The organism is Elizabethkingia occulta (assembly GCF_002023715.1).
Classification (GTDB): Bacteria; Bacteroidota; Bacteroidia; order Flavobacteriales; family Weeksellaceae; genus Elizabethkingia; species Elizabethkingia occulta.
Genome location: NZ_MAHX01000013.1, coordinates 36,880 through 58,921 on the forward strand (window position 1 = coordinate 36,880; position 22,042 = coordinate 58,921).

At 36.5% G+C, this 22,042-nt stretch carries 17 protein-coding genes; 4 read left to right on the forward strand and 13 right to left on the reverse strand.

The genetic code is table 11. The features are described from left to right. Positions 1 to 4 precede the first annotated feature (4 nt). From groL to BAZ10_RS06610, 4 genes are all read right to left on the reverse strand, one after another. A complete protein-coding gene (groL, locus tag BAZ10_RS06595) occupies positions 5 to 1,630 on the reverse strand; it encodes a chaperonin GroEL (RefSeq protein ID WP_078771394.1) in 1,626 nt (541 codons plus the stop codon). 114 nt (positions 1,631 to 1,744) lie between these two features. Continuing rightward, entirely contained in the window at positions 1,745 to 2,023 is a 279-nt protein-coding gene (locus BAZ10_RS06600) for a co-chaperone GroES (RefSeq protein WP_024564629.1), read from the reverse strand. A 719-nt stretch (positions 2,024 to 2,742) separates the two neighbouring features. Then, entirely contained in the window at positions 2,743 to 5,103 is a 2,361-nt protein-coding gene (locus BAZ10_RS06605; protein WP_078771395.1) for a M1 family metallopeptidase, read from the reverse strand. 111 nt (positions 5,104 to 5,214) lie between these two features. Continuing rightward, the gene (locus BAZ10_RS06610) at positions 5,215 to 5,793 is read right to left on the reverse strand and encodes a HupE/UreJ family protein (RefSeq protein WP_078771396.1); all 579 of its coding nucleotides are present in this window, start codon (positions 5,791 to 5,793) and stop codon (positions 5,215 to 5,217) included. A gap of 87 nt (positions 5,794 to 5,880) precedes the next feature. On the opposite strand from BAZ10_RS06610, the gene BAZ10_RS06615 reads away from it, so the two are divergent. Continuing rightward, positions 5,881 to 6,393, forward strand: a complete 513-nt coding sequence (locus BAZ10_RS06615; RefSeq protein ID WP_059324145.1) for a DUF6702 family protein — start codon at positions 5,881 to 5,883, stop codon at positions 6,391 to 6,393. Here the strand turns inward: BAZ10_RS06615 and BAZ10_RS06620 are convergent. The 7 genes from BAZ10_RS06620 to radA all read right to left on the reverse strand — a co-directional run bounded on the left by BAZ10_RS06620 (position 6,390) and on the right by radA (position 13,901). Beyond that, positions 6,390 to 6,965, reverse strand: coding sequence for an acyl carrier protein phosphodiesterase (locus BAZ10_RS06620; RefSeq protein WP_078771397.1), 576 nt, complete (start codon positions 6,963 to 6,965; stop codon positions 6,390 to 6,392). The genes BAZ10_RS06615 and BAZ10_RS06620 overlap by 4 nt on opposite strands. 861 nt (positions 6,966 to 7,826) lie before the next feature. Further along, positions 7,827 to 8,801 (reverse strand): NAD-dependent epimerase/dehydratase family protein, encoded by a 975-nt coding sequence (locus BAZ10_RS06625; protein ID WP_078771398.1) that lies wholly within the window; start codon positions 8,799 to 8,801, stop codon positions 7,827 to 7,829. After that, a complete protein-coding gene (locus BAZ10_RS06630) occupies positions 8,798 to 9,631 on the reverse strand; it encodes an SDR family NAD(P)-dependent oxidoreductase (protein WP_078771399.1) in 834 nt (277 codons plus the stop codon). The genes BAZ10_RS06625 and BAZ10_RS06630 overlap by 4 nt, the downstream gene beginning before the upstream one ends. Before the next feature lie 345 nt (positions 9,632 to 9,976). Then, complete coding sequence (locus BAZ10_RS06635) at positions 9,977 to 10,681, reverse strand: VanW family protein (protein ID WP_078771400.1); 705 nt, start codon at positions 10,679 to 10,681, stop codon at positions 9,977 to 9,979. 6 nt (positions 10,682 to 10,687) lie between these two features. Continuing rightward, positions 10,688 to 11,368, reverse strand: a complete 681-nt coding sequence (locus tag BAZ10_RS06640) for a class I SAM-dependent methyltransferase (RefSeq protein WP_078771401.1) — start codon at positions 11,366 to 11,368, stop codon at positions 10,688 to 10,690. 32 nt (positions 11,369 to 11,400) lie between these two features. Then, positions 11,401 to 12,534, reverse strand: a complete 1,134-nt coding sequence (locus BAZ10_RS06645) for an AraC family transcriptional regulator (RefSeq protein ID WP_078771402.1) — start codon at positions 12,532 to 12,534, stop codon at positions 11,401 to 11,403. Positions 12,535 to 12,554: 20 nt separating this feature from the next. Next, the gene (radA, locus tag BAZ10_RS06650) at positions 12,555 to 13,901 is read right to left on the reverse strand and encodes a DNA repair protein RadA (protein ID WP_078771403.1); all 1,347 of its coding nucleotides are present in this window, start codon (positions 13,899 to 13,901) and stop codon (positions 12,555 to 12,557) included. A 216-nt stretch (positions 13,902 to 14,117) separates the two neighbouring features. Here radA and BAZ10_RS06655 point away from each other — a divergent pair, with 216 nt between their 5' ends. Together BAZ10_RS06655 and yidC are read left to right on the forward strand one after the other, a co-directional pair. Further along, positions 14,118 to 15,737, forward strand: coding sequence for a CTP synthase (locus BAZ10_RS06655; protein WP_065081204.1), 1,620 nt, complete (start codon positions 14,118 to 14,120; stop codon positions 15,735 to 15,737). Between the two features lie 8 nt (positions 15,738 to 15,745). Further along, entirely contained in the window at positions 15,746 to 17,527 is a 1,782-nt protein-coding gene (gene yidC, locus BAZ10_RS06660; protein WP_078771404.1) for a membrane protein insertase YidC, read from the forward strand. 55 nt (positions 17,528 to 17,582) lie between these two features. Here the strand turns inward: yidC and BAZ10_RS06665 are convergent, their stop codons facing one another. Further along, the gene (locus tag BAZ10_RS06665) at positions 17,583 to 17,720 is read right to left on the reverse strand and encodes a hypothetical protein (RefSeq protein WP_059333890.1); all 138 of its coding nucleotides are present in this window, start codon (positions 17,718 to 17,720) and stop codon (positions 17,583 to 17,585) included. Between the two features lie 70 nt (positions 17,721 to 17,790). Then, positions 17,791 to 18,369 carry a ribonuclease HII gene (locus BAZ10_RS06670; protein WP_078771406.1) on the reverse strand — a complete coding sequence of 193 codons (579 nt, stop codon included), beginning with the start codon at positions 18,367 to 18,369 and terminating at the stop codon, positions 17,791 to 17,793. 718 nt (positions 18,370 to 19,087) lie between these two features. Here BAZ10_RS06670 and BAZ10_RS06675 point away from each other — a divergent pair. Continuing rightward, positions 19,088 to 22,039, forward strand: a complete 2,952-nt coding sequence (locus BAZ10_RS06675) for a SusC/RagA family TonB-linked outer membrane protein (RefSeq protein ID WP_078771407.1) — start codon at positions 19,088 to 19,090, stop codon at positions 22,037 to 22,039. Positions 22,040 to 22,042: the final 3 nt, after the last annotated feature.

A 22,042-nucleotide genomic window follows, 5' to 3' on the forward strand; every position in this document is an offset into this window, starting at 1 on the left:
GCTGTTACATCATTCCTGGCATACCACCACCCATTGGCATAGCTGGCTCGTCTTTCTTCACCTCAGTGATTACACACTCAGTAGTAAGAAGCATACCTGATACAGAAGCTGCATTTTCAAGAGCAACTCTTGTTACTTTAGTAGGGTCGATGATACCTGCTTCCAACATGTTTACATACTCGTCAGTTTTAGCATTGTATCCGAAGTCACCTGTACCTTCCGCTACTTTAGCAACGATTACAGAACCTTCGCCACCTGCATTAGCAACGATTTGTCTCAATGGCTCCTCGATCGCTCTTTTTACGATTTTGATACCTGTAGTTTCGTCAGCGTTAGCACCAGTAAGGCTGTCTAAAGAAGAGATCGCTCTAACTAAAGCAACACCACCACCAGCAACAATACCTTCTTCTACAGCAGCTCTGGTTGCGTGAAGTGCATCGTCTACTCTGTCTTTTTTCTCCTTCATTTCAACTTCAGAAGCAGCACCTACATAAAGTACAGCAACACCACCAGCTAACTTAGCCAGTCTTTCCTGAAGTTTTTCTCTGTCGTAGTCAGAAGTTGTAGTCTCCATCTGAGCTTTGATCTGCGCTACTCTTCCTTTTATTTTAGCTTCTTCACCACCACCGTTTACGATAGTTGTGTTGTCTTTGTCGATAGAAACTTTCTCAGCAGTTCCTAACATATCTAAAGTAATATTTTCCATAGTGAAGCCTTGCTCTTCAGAGATCACCTGTCCACCTGTAAGGATAGCGATATCTTCTAACATAGCTTTTCTTCTGTCACCGAATCCTGGAGCCTTAACAGCAGCAATCTTAAGAGAACCTCTTAGTTTGTTTACTACCAATGTCGCTAAAGCTTCACCTTCTACTTCTTCGGAGATAATTAATAGAGACTTACCACCTTGTGCAACTGGCTCAAGAACTGGTAATAATTCTTTCATTGAAGAGATTTTCTTCTCAACTAAAAGGATATAAGGATTGTCTAGTTCCGCAACCATTTTTTCTGGGTTGGTTACGAAGTAAGGAGACTGGTATCCTCTGTCGAACTGCATACCTTCTACAACATCTACAGTTGTATCAGTACCCTTAGCTTCTTCTACAGTGATTACACCTTCTTTACCTACTTTACCGAAAGCTTCAGCGATTAGAGTACCGATAGTATCATCATTGTTTGCAGAAATAGAAGCAACCTGCTCGATTTTTTCTGAAGAATCTCCTACAGACTGAGACTGAGATTGTAGGTTTTTAACTACAGCTACAACAGCTTTGTCAATACCTCTCTTCAAGTCCATTGGGTTTGCACCAGCAGCTACGTTCTTAAGACCTTCTCTTACGATAGCCTGTGCCAATACAGTTGCGGTAGTAGTACCGTCACCTGCGATATCATTAGTTTTGGAAGCAACTTCTTTTACCATTTGCGCTCCCATGTTTTCTACTTTGTCTTCAAGTTCGATTTCTTTAGCTACAGAAACCCCGTCCTTTGTAACGTGTGGTGCACCGAAAGATTTTTCGATTACTACGTTTCTACCTTTAGGACCTAATGTTACTTTTACTGCATTTGCTAATGCATCAACACCTCTTTTTAGAGCGTCTCTTGATTCAATATCGAATTTAATTTCTTTTGCCATTTTTATTTAGATATTAGATGTTAGACGTCAGATATTAGACGCCAAGCATTATTTTAAAATTAATTTTTATAAGGAAGCTATCTGCCAGAAGCCAATAGCAATAAGCATTATCGCTTATCCGATGATTCCTAATAAATCAGCTTCTCTGATGATTAAGTAGTCTTTTCCTTCCAGTTTTAATTCAGCACCGGAGTATTTTCCATAAAGTACTTTATCTCCAACTTTTACAGTTAACGGTTCGTCTTTTTTACCGTTTCCAACAGCTACAACTGTTCCTTCCTGCGGCTTTTCTTTTGCAGTGTCCGGGATAATGATTCCTGAGGCAGTTTTAGTTTCTGCAGCGATTGGTTCTACAAGAACTCTGTCTGCTAATGGTTTGAAGTTTACTGACATAATTATCTTAATTTTTTTGATTTTCTGGTTTAGTTTTCTCCAACAATGTGCCAAGTTGGTTATTGGTTGCAAGTTGTAAGTTCAGGGTTAAAAATTGGCAGACTTTTTCTCGGGATAAGAAATTTTGGCAGAAAAAATGAAAATACAATTTTAAGATCCGAACCAGAAAGGCATAAATCTGAACTCGTAATTTGAAGCTTATTAACCGCAAAAGACACAAACGAATATTGCTGCCGAAAAGTTTTTACCACATAGATACATAGTTTCCATAGTGTTGAATAAGGGTATCTTCGATACTAACATAGAATACATAGCTGATGTGTGAAAATTTATTTTCCTATGTAGAACCTATTCGGGGTTATTGGCTATGTACCTATATGGTTTAGAAATTAGAATAAACCACAAAAGGCACAAAAGAAGTTTTGGTTTTTACCACATAGGGACATAGGGTTTATGACTGAAAAGTATTTTACTATGTATCTATGTGGTTTGAAAGTATTTCGCTTAGAGGTTTTTGCTAAGCGTTCGCGGCTTTGCGGTCTTAGAAACATAATAAATGTACAAGGAATCTTTGCGTACTTTGCATTTAAACTATTACCACAAAATTTTTACCCAAGATACTTATGCTATGTATCTATGTGGTTTGAAAATAGGCATAAAAAAGCCTTATCACATATGCAATAAGGCTTTAAATCATATTAATTAATAATTGATCCTGGCTATTTCTTTGCGGCCTGCATTGGATTCATGACACCATTTGCAGCGCCTCTTGCCTGATTTTGTTTCGCTTTGAAGATGCTAAACTTGCTGGCTTCAGGCATTGCTCCCCAATAGTTGTTGGAAGTATCGATGTCTGCCGTTTCCAACATTGGGTCTAGTTGTATAGATTTTACTTTCTTGTTGAAGAAGTAAGTTTTGGATGCTTTTTGCTCGTTGTGTCTCCAGATTTGGGCAGAAGTCCTGTCTCTGGTTTTAGAACCATCTTCAAAAGTGAATTCCACAATTAGCGGCATTACCAGTCCGCCTTTGTTGGCGAAGTCTACCTGATAAGCGTAAGTATCTTTATACTGTTCTTTGTCTTTTCCTGTCAGGTTTTCTGATGCCGGCGTTTTTACTTCGAAAGTTTTGTTAGGATCTACTTTCTCCATACCTCTGTCATATCTCCAATAGAAATCCTGTGCTTCCTTGTCTTTATCGGTATAGAAAGTTATTCTCTTGTCCTCGCGGTTTCTGATTTTTGAAATGTCATCGAATACCGGAAGATCTGGTTTTGCAACTTTTACAGAAGTAGATTTTTCTACAGCTTTTGTATCGGTGTCAGCTTTTGCAACGCTTACTTTTTCTATCGCAATATCTACAGGATCTGTTCCGTAGAACCAACCTCTCCAGAACCAGTCAAGGTCCTCGGCACTGGCATCCTCCATTGTTCTGAAGAAATCTGCCGGAGTAGGGTGGCGGAAAGCCCATCTTTTAGCATAGGTTTTAAATGCTTTATCGAAAAGCTCGCGGCCCATAATGGTTTCTCTAAGAATATTAAGTCCGGTTGCCGGTTTGGAATAAGCATTAGGACCAAAACGCGTAATATTTTCGGAATTCGTCATAATAGGTTCCAGTTCATCTTTCGGAAGCTTCATATAATCCACAATAGTGTGTGCCGAGCCTCTTTTAGACGGGAATTTGTTATCCCAAAGTTCTTCGGTCAGATATTCCACAAAGGTATTAAGTCCCTCATCCATCCAGCTCCATTGGCGCTCGTCACTGTTTACAATCATTGGGAAGAAGTTGTGTCCCACTTCGTGGATCACCACACCAATCATTCCATTTTTAGTGGCTTCCGAATAAGTGCCGTCTTTTTCTGCTCTACCATAGTTGAAGCAAATCATCGGATATTCCATTCCGTTAGAAGCTTCCACACTCTGTGCTACAGGATATGGATAAGGAATTGTAAAGTCTGAATAGGTTTTAATCGTGTGTGCTACAGCTCTTGTGGAAAACTTGCTGTAGATAGGATAAGCTTCTTTTCCGTAGAAGCTCATACACATTACTTTGTTATTGTTTTCGGCGATCACCTGTGGCATAGCATCCCATACAAACTTACGGGAAGATCCCCATGCAAAGTCTCGCACGTCATTGGCTTCGAAAATCCAGGTTTTTCTTTCCTTGGATTTATTTTTCTCCGCTTTTTTGGCTTCGTCCAGTGTAACGATTTCTATAGGTGCAGTAGCACTTTGTGCCTTTTGCCATCTTTGTTTTTGTTCGGAAGACATTACCTGATCGTAGTTTTTACATTCACCGGTAGCTCCTACAATATGATCTGCAGGAACATTGATGCTTACCTTATAGTTACCGAAAGGAAGTGCAAATTCTCCACGTCCTGTAAACTGATGGTTCTGCCATCCCTGGAAATCGCTGTATACGCACATTCTCGGGAACCATTGCGTCATGGTGAAAAGGTAATTACCATCTTCCGGGAAGTATTCATATCCACCGCGGCCACCATCTTTCATTCTATCAGATATGTTGTAGTTCCAGTCTACTTTAAAGACTATTTTTTCTCCTTTCTTCAGAGGTGTAGTAAGGTCTATACGCATCATGGTTTTGTTGATGGTATATTTTAGCGGACTGCCATTAGCATCCGTAACTTTTTCTATTCTTACGCCATAGCCATTATCTTTTACCGGAAATTCCGAAATCTTCAGTTTGTCTGCAGTAACAGCCTGCGGAATCGTACTGGAGAATTCGAATCCTGCATTGTTCACAGAGCTGTGCTCGTTTTCATCCAGCTGTAACCACAGATAGTCTAAGGTATCCGGAGAGTTGTTGTAATAAGTAACGGTTTCGGATGCTTTCAGATGTTGTTTGTCCTCATCCAAGTAAGCATTGATATTGTAGTCTGCACGCTGCTGCCAGTATTTTTCACCTGGAGCGCCGCTGGCAGTTCTGTATACATTGGGCGTAGGAAGTATGGTTCCTAACTGTTCGAATTTGTTTCCGTGATTGCTGCCCGGATTGTTCTGAATATTCTGTGCAAAGGCACCAAGGCTGCAAAGTGATAATAAATACAGAGACTTAAATTTCATGGTCGAAATTATTTTTATTTCAAAGGTATAAAAATGCAGGTGTATTTTCTGCAAAAAGGAGCGAACTTTTTTACAGAATTATTTGATAATTGTTTTATAAGTATTGAATCCTTAAAAAGGAATTCTTTCTAAAGCCATTTGCAGGGACAATGCAAATACACCGGAGGAAATAAACATAATCCAGTTTTTCCGATCCAGCTTGAAGATGGTTGTTAGTAAAAACAGAATAATAAGAACGGCGAGTACAACGACAATCTGTCCCAGTTCAAGACCTATATTAAAGCCTAATAATCCTGTCGTAATGCTTTGTTCTTTAGCCAGCGTTATCCGGATAGAATTGGCGAATCCCATCCCGTGGATCAAACCAAAAAATAGTGCCAGAGAGTAATTGAGCTTCATTTGCTTCTGGACGTTGTTTTTGCCAAAAATATTAATCAGTGCAGTAATGGCAATAGTACATGGAATAAGAAATTCTACCCACGCAGAAGGAACTCTCAGTATATCGAAAACGCTTAGTGCCAGTGTAAGAGAATGCCCAATCGTAAATGCGGTAACCAGAATCAGTACTTTTTTGAAATCCTGTATGGTGTATACAGCAATTAGTACAAGTATAAATAACTGATGATCCAGTGCATCTTTACTAACAATATGATCCCAGCCCATCCTGAGGTAAAACATAAAATCGTTCATGGCGTCGTTTTTGCGAAAATATTGATTATTTTTGAATTAGTTTAACGGCAATGGCTTTTAAATACTAATAATTATAAATGTGTGCAGATGAAAATCTTTTTTAGGATCTTTTTGCTGATTTCGGGAATCTTGTTTTTTTCTTCTGCAAAAGCAAAAGATGTTCATCCTTATCATGTAGGTTCGGTAGAGTTCAGCTACAATGCTAAATCTCAGACTTTTGAGATTACCGGAAAGTTCTTTATAGACGATATGGAAAATGCGCTGGATAAAAAGTATGCGAAAAAGGTATTTTTCAATAACCCAAAATTTAAAAGTGACATGCAGTCTCTGCTGCAGAAATACTTTGAGGAATATCTGAAGCTGAAAGTTAATAACAATCAAATCCGGATCAACTTTTTGGGTTACGAAGAAAATTCGGAAGCTGTAGATGTATATCTGGAAACCGAAAAGGTTGTCAATCCTAAAAAAATAGAAACGGCAGTGAGTATACTGTATAATTTATTCGATGATCAAATGAATATTATACATGTTGTGGTAGGCGGGCAAAGGAAGAGTACTAAATTGCTGTATCCCGACCGCTATCAGTATCAGCAGTTCTAAACTTTCAGATTTTCTATGTGACTTTTCAGGTCCGGAAAAAACTCATCATAACATTCTTTCAGGAAATCTTTTTCCTCCATAAACGAATTGAAAACCGGAATATCCTTTTCCAGATACCTGGCCTTGTTCAGAACATTTTGCAGGCTGTATTTTATGCCCCAGTCGTATCGGTAATTAAAAAGCCAGTCATCGGCCTCCATTTTAGGAAGGATATGGAGAAATCTATCAGGAAGTATTTCCTCATAATTCCATAATGTGTTGTACACATGTCGTGTATGTTTCTTCCAGTCAGTTTCATCGTGTATCGTAATGTCGTTAGCAAGGAAGTAATCCATACTCACATCTACAAAAGCTCCGGAATATAATCTGACCAAAGGCTGGAAAACTTTTTTGGCTTTATGAGTAATAGGATGCTGATCAGTATAGGTGTCAATTTCCCTGTGGATAACAATGCCTTGTTGTACTTCGGTGGGAAGCTTTTCACGGTCGGCATTTCTGACATAGTCCGCTATCATATTGCCCACAATTTGTCCATCGGAAAACGATAAATAGGAATGAGCAAGGAGATTCATCTTTATTTTATTTGAGTAAAGGTAGCGAATTTGTTCAGAACAAATTGTAAAGGTCTTTTCCGAGCAGCTTAAAGGAAAGATCTGATATTTTACCTTTAGGTGAAGTCTTTGTGCCCTAAAAACCCTTAGTACATTAATATTTCTTTTGTGCCTTTTGTGGTTTATTCTAAATTCTTAAACCACATAGGAACATAGCCAATAATTCTTAAGAAGTTTTGCATAGGAAAATAAATTTTCACACATCAGCTATGTATTCTATGTAAGTGTCGAAGATACCTTTATCTAAAGTTATGAAAACTATGAAAGCTATGTGGTAGAAATCTCCTTTTAACCACATAGGAACATAGCTAATAGTCCTGAATAAGGTTTTGCATAGGAAAATAAATTTTCACACATCAGCTATGTATTCTATGTAAGTATAGAAGATACCTTTATCCAATGTTATGAGAACTATGTAACTATGTGGTAGAAATCTCCTTTTAACCGCATAGGAACATAGCTAATAGTCCTGAATAAGGTTTTGCATAGGAAAATAAATTTTCACACATCAGCTATGTATTCTATGTCAGTATCGAAGATACCTTTTTCCAACGCTATGAAAACTATGTAACTATGTGGTAGAACTTTTGTTGTAAGTAGTTATTTAAACGCAAAGTACGCAAAGATTCTTTGGATATTTATTGTGCTTTTAAGTCCGCAAGGCCGCTAACGCTTAGCAACGACCTCAAAGTCCAATGCTTTTAAACCATATAAAATACTTTTCAGCCATAAACTCTATGTCCCTATGTGGTAAAACCAAACGGCAGCAATATTTTATTGTGTCTTTTGTGGTTTATTCTATTTAGTAGTGACTTCGGAGTTTTAATGTTTCCGAAAGTCATTTTTAAAATAATCCGACGCTTCTTTTATAGCAATTTCAACAGGTTGGTATTTTACATTGAGTTCTGTTGTCGATTTGTGATTGGAATAATAATTCTCAATACATAAAGACTGCATATTTGGAGTACACAGATCCGTTTTAATATTCAGTCTTCTTAGCAGATCTCCGAAAAGGCCTGCTAACTGTAGAAGGAATCCGGGGACTTTTATCATCAGAGGATTCTGGTCGTTTATTTTATTCAGCTTCTGAAAGAAATCTTTATAGCTTATATTCTCATTGCAGGCGATATATTTTTCTCCATTTTTAGCAAAGGTCATCGCATTGATAATGGATTGTGCAACATCTTTTACATATACAAAGTTTTTTCCGCCCGGTGGATAGAAAATAACTTTTTTATAAAGTCCCATCAGAATGATCCTGCCGGAGCTGGGCTTGCTGTCAAAAGCGCCTAACATAAAGGTAGGACAGATAATAACTGTTTCTGTAGCATTGCTTTGTTGCAGAAGATAGTCTTCCGCAGCTTTTTTACTCAACGCATAAAAAGATTTTGTGAATGGGAATTTCATCGGTTTATCTTCATTGCCTAAACCGTCTGAATCTGCAAATCCGGAGGTGTTGGCAGTACTTACGAAAATAAATTTCTTTACATCCGATTTTACGGCAGTTTCATATAAATGACGTGTGGCTTCGAAATTGGTTTTGTAATATTCTTCATACCGAAGGATGTTTTGTTTGGTTTCCGCAGCAATATGGATAACGATGTCAGTAACGGAAAATATAGCAGAATAATCGTCAAAAAGCCCGCCCTTTAGTAAAGTGAGATTTTCATTTCTGGTACCGGTAAAGTTGTCGGGATTTCTGATCACTCCGGTAACTTTGTATCCCTGCTCCAGAAGAATATTAACAAGATTGGTTCCTAAAAGCCCGGAAATACCGGAAATAAATATATTCTTCATTCTTTTAATGAAACAGTTCTTCGCGTTGCTTTTTTATATTCAGTATATTGTTCCAATATCTCTTTTTTACTGGCTTCAGAAATTAAGCGTGTTTTTAGCCAGTCCGGAGCGTAATTCATCACCAGCCAGCTCAGTTTGTTCAGAATAATTAGTGATTTGCCTTTTAATAAGTAATCCACACATATTCTGGCGTTTCTCTCCGGTGTTGACATCAGGAATTTTCCCAAAGTACCTTGTCTGTCGAGTCTTTCGGAGTTTTCCACAGTTGTTTTCATTGGGCCGGGATGTGCTACACTTACCAGTACATTTGTATCTTTCAGTTCATACCTCAATCCTCTGGAGAAAGAATGTACAAAGGCTTTGGATGCAGGATAAACCGTTTTATAGCCAATCGGTGCTAAAGCTGCAATACTGGAAATATTTAGAATATATGCTTTTTTCTGACGGATGAGGTTGGGGAGGAGCAGGTGGGTGAGCAGGGAAGTAGCCGTTACATTCAGTTGGATAATTTTATTAATGTAGTCTGTCTGCGCATCTGTGAATTTCATCGAACCTCCTAATCCTGCATTGTTAATAAGTATATCGATTTCAAAATTCTCATTAACCCATCGAGAAAGTGCTGTTATACTCTCTGGTATGCAAAGATCGGTTTCATACGCAATAGCTTCGATTCCGAAATCTGAAGCCAAGGTTTTGCAAAAAGAATCCAATTCCTGATCAGGAAGACTTATAAGAATAAGGTTGATATTCCGTCTGGCTAATTCCAGAGCAATATATTTTCCCATCCCCTGACTGGCTCCTGTTACAATAGCATATTTATTTTCAGACATCTTTGTAATTGGTTCTGCACTAAACAAATATAAATTAATTTTTATTGCAAAAGAGATCTTAATAGGTATTTTACAGACATTATAAATCTTTTTAAAAGATGTGCATAGCTGGTAGGAGGGATAGCAGGTAGTGACATTTTTTTATATTTTGTTAGCCAAATGTACGGCTAGCAGCTATTCGGGAAGCCCTTGTTTATAAAATGGAACCATATAGTAAAGCTTGTATTATTGGTGATTACACCTTATAGTAGTGCTGTTTTATAAACCGGAATATATTTCTTGAGATAAAATTTGTTCAGAGTTCTATTTGAAGTAATGCTAGAGGTTTCTTATAAGCTGCCTTAGTTAAGCTTTTAGATAAATGCTTTCAGACACAACTTTTTGATTGATTAAGGTTTTCACTTTTACCGTATCGGTTTGGTAATGGTATTCGAAATCTACAGAATGTTGTGGAAGAGTATTCTCTGCTAATATATATAAGGTAACCGAATGATCTTCGATTTTCGATTTTAACTGTACTGGAAAATGATAAGGATTGATGAACTGTAAGTCCCGAAAACCATAGACAACAGTACTGTCTGCACCTAATGGAATATAACGTTCGTCTTCTTTATAGATGTCTATAGAATGATGATGACGTTCGGTAATGATAAATCCGGCTTTTAAAGCAGAATAATAGAGTAAGGATGAAAACTGGCAAATTCCGCCGCCTATATCCTGAGAAAGTTTTCCGGCTACAAGATTTCTTCCTTCTTTAAATCCGTTCTTTTTACTGGCTTTACCTGTGATTTTCCAGAAAGAGAAATACTCGCCCGGGTAAATTGTAATACCTTCCTGTTTTTGCTGAACGATTTTCAGATTATGAAGCTTGTTTTCGAAGTAAGGACTTGGCATTACCTTAAGTCTCATCTCTGTCTGAATGTTACCAATATCTTTGGTGTTGATAACTGAAGCATACTTTTTATTCTGAAGAGCATCCAGCAGTTTTCGTTTCAGAAGATATAACTGAATTTTAAAAGAATGGGGAATATATCTTTTGATGAACCTCATGAGGAGTTACTGAACCTTTTGTAAAACAATAATCTGATATGAAGCCCACTTCTTCAGAAAAGTACGAGAAAGTAAATTGTCTAAAGGAAGAAACAGCCAGCGTAAATATTTTGGAATACGGTGTACAGGGAAAAATAAAATTCCACGGGTCTCAATAATAGTCCACTGATCTCTGAATAAAAATTTAATTTCTTCAGCATCAAAACTATTATAGGCATGCCAGCTTTCTGTGGAGGCGTGATTTCTTCTTCGCCTTTTTACTGGGAAGTCGAAAATTAGAAATCCGTTTGGTTTTAGTTTTTGCCATGATTCGGAGAGAAATTGCTGTGTTATTTCTTTGTCCTGATGCATGATAACATGAAATGAAAAAATACAATCCAGACTTTCGTTTTCAAACGGAATCTCTGTGATGTTTCCTGTGAGCAGATTTTTGTAAGGATATTTAACCTTAGCCTGTGAGAGCATTTCTTCGCTAAAGTCCACACCAGAGGTAGCAAAATCTAATAATCTGCCGGTTCCGCATCCCAGATCCAGTGTTTTGTTCAACCTTTTATGCTTATGAAAAAAAGATGTCAGAAAATTCCGTTCCTGTGCATTAATGTACCGACCATAAGTATTGCTGAACCTATTTTCGTCGTAGGTGCTGGCGAGTTGATCGTAATATTTTTTGATCTTTTCCTGGTGCATAATTAGAATGATTCCTGGATATGGTCTCTGATTTAGTTCAATTTTTCTTCTTCGGTGAAATTACCTTCACTCTGATTTTTTCTAAACTCTGAAGGAGTTACTCCCACGGTTTTCTTAAAAAAAGTATTAAAAGCAGTTTTCGAGTTGAATCCTGAATCAAAAGCAATGCCCAAAACAGATAATTTGTTGTAGGAATCACTTATTAACAATTCTTTAGCGTGCTGTACTCTGTATTTATTCACAAACTGAAAAAAGTTTTCATTGAACCCGTTATTCAGCAGATAAGAAAGCTGATGCGTACTGATGCCGATAAGTTCTGAAAGTTTTAATAAATTGAGATCGCCTTCCAGATAAGGTTTTTGGGATTCTATTAATGTTAGTAACTTTTCTTTCAGGTCTTCAAAATCTTCATCCGGAATTAACTTTTTCTTTTCAGTTTTTTCTTCGGATTCCGTTTCTATAGAAAGCAATTCCTCTAGTTGTACTTTACTAACAGGATAGATTTCTTTTTGTCGCAGGACATGGTAAAAAGTACTGTAAACGATAAACAGGAATAGTAAATCCATTATAAGATTCTGATGCATTTTGTAAACAAAAGCATTGAACAGCTCGTAACAAACGGTGATAATAATGGTTCCAAAAAGCAGTAAGCTTAGTTTAATCAGCCATTGTAAATTGATGCTTTCTGTATCAGATGAAATGGTCTCTATCCTTTTCTGATGTTTTCTGATTTTGTAATAGATAATTGCAACGTATGGCAGATTGTGGGCAACCGCTATGAGCAGTGTAATAGTGTTTAGCAGTTTGTTTTCATCAGCATTTAGTAATAAGACCAAATAAATAAAAGGAATAACAAGACAGATAAGATCCTTTTTCTTGAAATAGTAGTTGGGATTGATAAAGACAACAACACTGAAGAATAAGAAAAGGGGCGTAAATATTAATACAGAATAGACTGAAAATATTAATAAAGGGCCGGGGGAAAATCCACAAATCTTTAGAATATCTAAAACCCAATAGCCGGACCAAAGGAGCATGAATATCCCGAAAGCAAAATTTGCTTTCTTATTAACGTTCATAGGGTTGGCTAATAGGATAAACGACTGCAAAACCAGACTGCCGTAAAGCAATACAAGAACAAATTTCTGAATATTTTCAATCGGCATTCTGATGTTGTTTTAATTATTTAAAAAAGTCTGTCGTGGAAATCTTCAATCTTGCTAACTTCTTCAATCTTAATAGCAAATTTCCGCTTCGGTATCTTGTTAAGATTTGAAACGTAAATTTTATCATACCCTAGTTTTTCGGCCTCAGTGATACGGTGTTCGATTTGAGGAACAGGCCGTATTTCTCCGCTAAGACCTATTTCTCCCGCAAAACAATATTTTTCGGAAATAGCAATATCTTCATTGGAGGACAGAATAGAGGCTACAACTGCCAAATCCAACGCGGGGTCATCTGTTTTTATACCTCCGGTTATATTCAGGAAAACGTCTTTTGATCCAAGCCGAAAACCTGCTCTTTTTTCCAGAACTGCCAGAAGCATATTGAGCCTTTTTGCATCAAAACCAGTGCAGCTTCTCTGTGGAGTACCATAAACAGCAGTACTTACCAAAGCCTGGATTTCCAGCAGCATTGGGCGGTTTCCTTCCAAAGTTACAGCTACAGAATTGCCGGATAGCTCTTCAAATTTTTTGGTAATCAGTATTTCAGAAGGATTTTTAATTTCTTTCAGGCCCTGAGATATCATTTCATAAATACCAATTTCAGAAGTCGACCCAAAACGGTTTTTATTAGCTCTTAGTAATCTGAAAAGGTGATTTCTGTCGCCATCGAAGTTTAAGACAACATCTACCATATGTTCCAATACTTTTGGACCAGCAATTTGTCCGTCTTTGGTAATATGGCCTACCAGAAATACCGGAGTATTGGTCTCCTTTGCAAATTTTATAATTTCTGAGGAGCATTCCCGGATCTGAGAAACTGTTCCCGGAGAACTTTCGATAAGGCCAGAGTGTAGTGTCTGAATAGAATCAAGAATCATAAACTGAGGCTGTAATTTTTTTGCTTCGTGCAGAATTTTGTCCACAGAAGTTTCTGTAAAAAGGAAACACTCCGGATTTTGGAGATCAGTAAGGCGATCTGCACGCATTTTAATCTGTGATGCACTTTCTTCTCCGGATACATACAAAACACGTTTGCGCATTTTTAGCGCCAACTGAAGGAGCAGGGTAGATTTCCCTATTCCCGGTTCACCACCAATTAAAGTAACAGACCCCAGCACAATACCACCACCCAGAACACGATTCAGTTCATCGCTTGGAGTTGCAATTCTTGGCTCCTCCTGTGCATTGACCTCTATAATATTAATAATGTGCTGCTTCTTTTCTCCGGAATAATTTTTTGAAGTTGTTTTTTCAATGACCTCTTCAACCAAAGTATTCCATTCCCCACAATTTTTGCATTGTCCGTGCCACTGCGGATACTGAGTTCCGCAATTTTGACAGTAATATGCCGTTTTGACCTTTGCCACTTTTTATCTCTAAACCTTTGATTAATACTGCAAATTACAATTTCATTTTCAGTTTTTGCCAAAAAAGTTTTGCTGAGGAATGATTTTGGTGAAGGTGTAATGGCAGAGAAAATAAAGACTTGTTTTATAAAGGGCTGATTAATTGATTTTTAAATCAATTGCATTTCACGTTGCCCAATTGGATGAGAACCTTTAACTTTGCACAAACCTAATCTAATGAGTAAAAAAGCTACAAAATACATCTTCGTCACCGGTGGTGTAACATCTTCTTTGGGAAAAGGGATCGTTTCTGCGTCCCTTGGTATGTTGTTGAAAGCCAGAGGTTACAATGTAACTATTCAGAAACTGGATCCGTATATTAATATCGATCCGGGAACTTTAAATCCATACGAACATGGAGAATGTTATGTAACAGAAGATGGTGCTGAAACAGATTTGGACTTAGGGCATTACGAGCGTTTCCTGAATTCACCAACCAGTCAGAACAATAACGTTACGACAGGGAGAATTTACCAGACTGTTATCGATAAAGAAAGAAAAGGTGATTTCCTGGGTAAAACTGTACAGGTAATTCCTCATATCACCAATGAAATCAAACGCAGAATTAAAATTCTTGCAAAAGAAAACTACGATATCATTATCACTGAAATTGGTGGTACTGTAGGAGATATCGAATCTCTTCCTTATATAGAAAGTGTACGTCAGCTTCGTTGGGAGCTTGGCGAAACCAATTCTATGGTGATTCACCTGACACTTCTTCCATATTTAGCATCCAGTGGTGAGCTGAAAACCAAACCTTCTCAGCATTCTGTACGCCAGTTAATGGAGTACGGCGTTCAGGCAGATGTTTTGGTATGCAGAACCGAACATAAAATTCCAAAAGATCAGCGTGCAAAATTAGCACAGTTCTGTAATGTAAATCAGGCAAATGTTATCGAATGTCTTGATTTACCAACAATTTATGAAGTTCCGTTAGAGCTGCATAAGCAAAACTTTGATGAGGTTGTATTAACTGAATTGGCATTGCCAACAACCAATACACCTGATCTGAAAGACTGGAAAGACTTCCTGAAAAAATATAAAAACCCTAAGAAGAGCGTAGAAATTGCTTTGGTAGGTAAATATGTAAGCCTTCAGGATTCTTATAAGTCTATTGCAGAGGCATTTATCCATGCAGGTGGGTCTATGCAGACTGAGGTGAAAGTACGTTGGGTGTACAGTGGAGATATAGAGAGTGGAGATGTTGCTGAATTGCTAAAAGGTGTAGATGGTGTATTGATAGCACCTGGATTTGGTGACAGAGGTATTGAAGGTAAAATTGAAGCGGCGAAATATGCCCGTGAAAACAATATTCCGGTATTGGGAATTTGCCTTGGTATGCAGATTATGACGATAGAATTTGCAAGAAATGTTTTGGGTCTTAATAATGCCAACAGTACCGAGTTCGATACAAACGCTGAATATCCGGTAATTAACCTGATGGAAGAACAAAAAGATGTTACCGAAAAAGGAGGTACAATGCGTTTAGGTGCATGGAAATGTGCTGTGAAGGCTTCTACTAAGCTTTTTGATATCTATAATTCTAAAAATATTTCTGAGAGACATCGTCACAGATACGAGTTCAACAGTGATTATACTTCTGATTTTGAAGCTAAAGATTTTATTCCTTCAGGTAAGAATCCTGAAACAGGATTGGTAGAAGCTTTGGAATTGAAAAGTCATCCATTCTATGTAGGTGTTCAGTATCACCCGGAATACAAAAGTACTGTAGCAAATCCACATCCTTTATTCAAGGCATTGGTAGAGGCTGCTGTAAAATTTCAAACAAAAAAATAATTTTTTAAATGCAACAAAATAATGGTGTAGGCAAAAGCCAACTGATCAGTTTTGCGGTTTTTTCATTAATCCTTATGGGGGTTATGTTTTACTTCCAGTCGAAGCAAAAACCTGAAGATCATGCAAAAACTCAGGTGACACAGTCTGCTCAGAAATCAAATGCTGCACAAATGCAGAATAATGCCAATGCGGCAAGTATTCAGAAAGTACAGTTGAAGAATGATTTACTGACAGTTGATTTTACAACGCTTGGCGGACAAATTTCTACGGTAAGACTTAATAAGTTCAACGCTTTTGATGAAAAGACAAAAGATAAACCTCTTTTGTTATTTGCCAATAACAATGCTGATTATGGCTTTCAGTTTAAAGACAAATCCGGAAAAGTAATTAATACCAAAGACTTAGTCTTTAATGCAACAGCTAATGGCAACGCTATTACAATGCAGGCGAATGTTGGAGCAGCTACAATTCAGTTTGTCTATACCTTATTAGATAAGTATACTGTAGACTTTAAAGTAAGAACACAGGGACTTTCTCAGTTAGTGTCTGATAACAAAGCTGAGTTTGTATGGAACTACAATGTTCGTGAGGCTGAAAAAGGACGTTCTCAGGAACAGACACATACAGAGTTTGTTTACGCTTTCAATAACTATAAAAGTTATGATTATGATTCGAGAGGTGATATGGATGAAACCAAAGAAAACCTTAACTGGATCGGTGTAAAGCAACAGTTCTTCTCTGCGGTAATTGAAGCCCAGAATGGTTTCAAAAACTCTAAAGGTAATCAGGAAACAATTGAAAAAGGTGAGTACCTGAAAAAATTCAACTATAATGGACAGGTTGATTTGGCTGCTAATGAGCTGAATCAGGATTTCAAATGGTATTTTATGCCATTAGATCTTAATCTGTTAAAGTCTTATGATAAAAACTTTGATGAGATTCTTCCTTTTGGATGGTCTTTCATCGGAAGTTTAAACAGATGGTTCTTTATCCCTGTTTACAATCTTCTATCATCCTGGGGTATTGCTGCTGGATGGGTGATTTTCTTAATGACAATTGCGGTGAAAATTATCCTTTCTCCAATTATGTACAAGCAGCATAAGCTGAGTGCAATGATGCGTGTGATCCGTCCGGAAATTGAAGAAGCTCAGGAAAAGTTTAAGAATGCTGATCCTATGAAGAAACAGCAAGCAACAATGGAGGTCTATCGTAAAGCTGGTGTCAACCAGTTTGCAGGATGTCTTCCGGGCTTGGTACAGATTCCTATTTTCTATGCCTTGTTCCGATTCTTCCCGAACATGCTGGATTTGAGAGGTAAGAGTTTCTGGTTTGCAAATGACCTTACGGCTTATGATGATCTTATCAAGTTGCCATTTAATGTTCCTTTCTTAGGAGAACACCTTAGTGTTTTTGCATTGGCGTGTACTGTTGTAATTCTTATTTATACAGTTATGACAGCAGGTAATATGCAACAACCTACTCAGGAAGGAATGCCAAACATGAAGCCATTGATGTATATCTTCCCGGTTACATTCCTGTTCTTCCTTAACTCTGCAGCATCAGGTTTATCTTGGTACTACTTTGTATCCAACGCGATTAATATTGTAATTATCTTAGTAATCAAATATTTTATTTTGGATGAAAAGAGAATTCATGCTCAGATTCAGGAAAATAAGGCTAAGCCTAAAAAAGAAGGCCGTTTCCAGGCAAGAATGCGTGAAATGATGGAGAAAGCTCAGGACCAGCAAAAGCAGGTTGAGCAGTTGAAGCAACAAAATAAGAAGAAGTAAACTTCTTTCACCTATATAATAAAGCCTCGGTACATGAACCGAGGCTTTATTTTTTTTAGTCGCACTCTCTTGGAGGTGGTTGGTTTGGATCCGGGCATGGTCTGCCACATACACATATTTTTCCTCCTGTAATTTGTCTTAACCCTTTCTTGTCCAAAAGTTTTGCATTGGCAAGTTTTGAAAATGTTTTCATATTGTGATATTTAGTTGGTTGTAAACCAAATATAAAAAAAATAATCACTTAGTTGTGATTATTTTTTTATCTAAAGTAATTTGAAACTCATTCTGTGATATGGTGTTGTGCCGAATTCCCGAATAGCATCCCTGTGTGCTTTGGTAGGGTAGCCTACGTTTTTGGCCCAGCCGTATTGTGGATATTCTTCATGAAGTTTTTCCATTAGCCGGTCTCTGTAGTCTTTTGCTAAAATAGATGCAGCGGCGATACTTAAAACTTTGGAATCTCCTTTTATTACACACTGATGGGGTATATAATTGTAGGGATGAAACCTGTTACCATCTACTAAAATAAATTCAGGACGTACCTTCAACTGGTCGAGTGCTAAATGCATAGCATGGATACTCGCATTTAGAATATTATGCTTATCAATAAACTCAGGAGGCAGCTCTGCAATAGCATAATCGCGAGCATTTGCTTTGATATATTCTGCAAGTTCTTTTATTGAAGTTTTTGATAAGGTTTTAGAATCTTTAACTAAAAAATTGTTAAATTTTTCATCTAATATAACGCTAGCTGCCACTACAGGTCCCGCTAAACAGCCTCTTCCAACTTCATCGCATCCGGCTTCTATATATTTGTTTTGCCAATTTTTTATCAAATCCATAATTTATCCTTTTTTTAGGTGTTTATTTTTTTATTAATACTTCAAATATATTGAATTATTTAGAAAAAAAATAATCTTTTGTTGATATTGTATAAACTTTATGAATCTTAGAGTTTATGAATAATAATTTGATATAAAGAGACAGGCTAATAGTGTTTTAGGAAGAAGTTCATTTACCAATAGTAATAGTAAAGCTAATAAGTTTTGTAGTGTGATTTACTTTACTACTTATTCTAAGTAATTGTGTGAATATTGTGAAGGTGATTTAGGGCTAATATTTTGCTGAAAATGAATTTACTTCCTTCTAGCATCTATAGTATTTGGAATAAAAAAAACTAAACCATAGGATGCGAATTACATGTTTTTTTGGTTAATATGTGTCTATGTGATTTTTTGTTGGGGCTTTTGATGTGATTATATTAATTGTTTTATTGTTTTGTTTTTGTGATATTTTATATTTAATATGTTAATTTGTTATAATTAATTTTATTTTAGTGTTGTTTCTATCTGTAATATGATAATGTTTAATTGTTTATTATATTATTGGTTTTTTATTTTATGTGTTATTTGTTTGTTTTATTTCTGTTATTACATTTATTTTATATATATTTATTAGTTATTATTGAATATATTTTAATTTATAAAAAAAATGTTAATTTTTTCTTTTGTTATGTTAATTAAAATTCACATATTTGAAACAGTGAAAAATTAATTTGATATGAAGAAACTAACTAACAGTGTTTTGGTGGTAGTTTTGTCTTCGGCTTTTGTAATGGTTTCTGCACAAAAGACGAAACAGGACTCTGCTAAAACTAAAAGTATTGAAGAAGTTGTTATTACGGGTGCGTTAGGGATTAAGAAATCTAAAGATGCACAGACTTCCGCTCAACAAGTCGTAAAAGGTGATGAATTAAGACAAGCGTCTAACCCAGATCCAATTCTTGCAATGCAAGGAAAAGTATCGGGAGTTCAAATCCGCCAAACAAATAGTAGTGTTGATGGTACAAACAGTATTATTATCCGTGGTAAAAGAACAATTACGGGTAGTAATGAAGCTTTGGTAGTTATAGACAATGTAATTTCTACAGCTACAGCTCTGCAACAGCTTCCTCCAGATGTAATTGAGTCGATCAACATTATAAAAGGGGCGCAAGGTTCAGCTCTTTATGGTTCCCAAGGGGTTAATGGTGTTGTTGTAGTGACTACTAAGAGAGGCGCCAGAGGAGGGAGGATGAATGTTACCTTTAATAGTTCTGTAGACTTTGAATCACCTGCGTATCTTCCTAAACGCCAGACTAAATATGGACAAGGATGGGATGGAGATCGTATTTCTGTAGAAAATGGGGCGTGGGGGCCGGCTTTTGATGATCCTAAATATGCAGGAAAACTTTTACCCTATGGTATCCCATTATATGATTATAATGGGGATGGCAAAATTACAATAAATGCTAATACTGGTGCGGATACACCGGATTCTCCTGCTTCTATTTATTCACCATTTGCACCTTACGGTAAAGATAATGCAAGAGACTTTTTTGTTAATGGTACATTGTATCAGAATACAATAACTGCAAATGTCGGAGGAGAGAATTCTTATTTGTTAATGTCGTTAAATAACACACAGAGAGGATTTGTTGTAGATAAAGATAAATTAGAAAGAACTACAGCTTTGTTTAAAGCAGGAATTAAGTTTGATAAGTGGTCTTTTGACGGAAGTGTAAATATTCAGAAATCATATACATCACAAACGACACCTGATATATACTATTGGTTATTGCAATCATCATCGGATATTCCTATTACCAGATGGAAAGAGCATAGAGATTTTGCTTATGGATGGAATAAATATTATGGAAATCCATATTGGTATATAGACAATGTGAGAAATAACAACTCAAGTTATTTCATTAATGCTACTGGAAGTGTAGGGTATAAAATTAATAAAAATATTGATTTACTATATAGAGGTAGTCTACAGCTAACTTCTTCGGAATATAAGGCCTATAATAATGGTTATTCCAATGTTTTATTAGGATCACAGATTAAAGCAATTACTTCATCATATAATCAGTATAATAGCCAGTTGGCGCGTTATTATGGTGATTTTATTGCGAATTTTAATTATGATCTTACAGATGATTTAAATTTGAGAGTAAATGCAGGTCATAACTATCAAGAGTATAAATATTCAATTACTACAGCCGGAGGAACTGGGATGATTATACCGCAATTTTATCAGGTATGGAATTTGGCAAACCCTACAATTCCATATAACTTAAATAATGGTACTACGCGATATAATGTTCATGCATTATTTGCAAACTTAGATTTGGCTTATAAAGATTATTTATTCTTGAATGCAACAGCAAGAAATGAATGGTCTTCAATTTTGCCGAAAAATAATAATAGCTACTTTTTCCCTTCTGTAGGGGTTTCATTTATACCGACTAAAGCTTTTGATTTTGGTGGTAATGTACTAAACTATATGAAGATATTTGGTAATTATGGCACAACTACCAGTTCCTCAGCAATTGGAACATATGCTATTCAGAATTTATCCGATTTAGGTTATGGTTTCCCATATAAAGGAGACTTAAGCTTCGTTGTACGTACTTCTCAAACAGATCCTAATATCAGGCCTGAAAAAGTAAAAAAGGCGGAAATTGGGATTGCATTGGGTTTCCTAAAAGATAGAATTACCTTTGGAGGTTCCCTGTATCAAGATGATACTAATGATTTGATTACTAATGCATCTACTTCAAGAACATCAGGTCTTACACTAAGAACGATGAATATAGGCTTGTTAAGAAATCGTGGTATTGATGCAGATTTGAATATTAAAATATTTAATTCAAAAGATTTTAAATGGGATATTGGTATGTCTTTAACAACATTTGATACCAATGTATTAAAAGTTACAGATGATACTGATGAAGTATTCTTAGGGGGGTACACGTTTGCGGGTGTATATGCTAAAAAAGGAGAAGGAATCATTTTAAAAGGAACAGGATATCAAAGGGATCCTCAGGGTAGAATTATTGTAAATGCAAATACTGGAGACCCTCTATATACCAGCACGCTAGAGAGTTATGGGAAAGTTGATCCTAAGTATAAATTAGGATTTACAACAGGTTTAAATTATAAAGGCTTCCAGCTAAGTGCAGTATTAGAGTATAGTAAAGGGGGGAAATTTTTTGCAGGAGCTAAGAATGGATTTGCATTCTCTGGAGAGCTTTTGGAATCTGCTGATTTTGATAGAACCAAAGGTGGTTTCGTAATGCCAAACTCTGTTTATAAAGATGCTTCAGGAAATTATGTTCCAAATACCACAGTGAAGACAGGGGGAGATAATTATTCTGGTGTTTCTTCATATTATTCTAATGTTTATACAAATATTGCAGATAACTTTATTATAGATGCTACAGTATTTAGAATTCGAGAAATAGCACTAAGTTATTCTTTCCCGGCAGAGGTTATTAAGCCAATTGGTCTGACAGGATTTACTATAGGAATACATGCAAGAAATCCATTTACTAAACTAGCAAAAGGAAATGATAATTATAATGATCCTGATACTTCATTTACAAATGGTAATGCGCAAGGGCTTAGTACATCAAGTCAGTATCCGGTGCTGAAGTCTTATGGTGTTAGTCTTAATTTAAATTTTTAATTA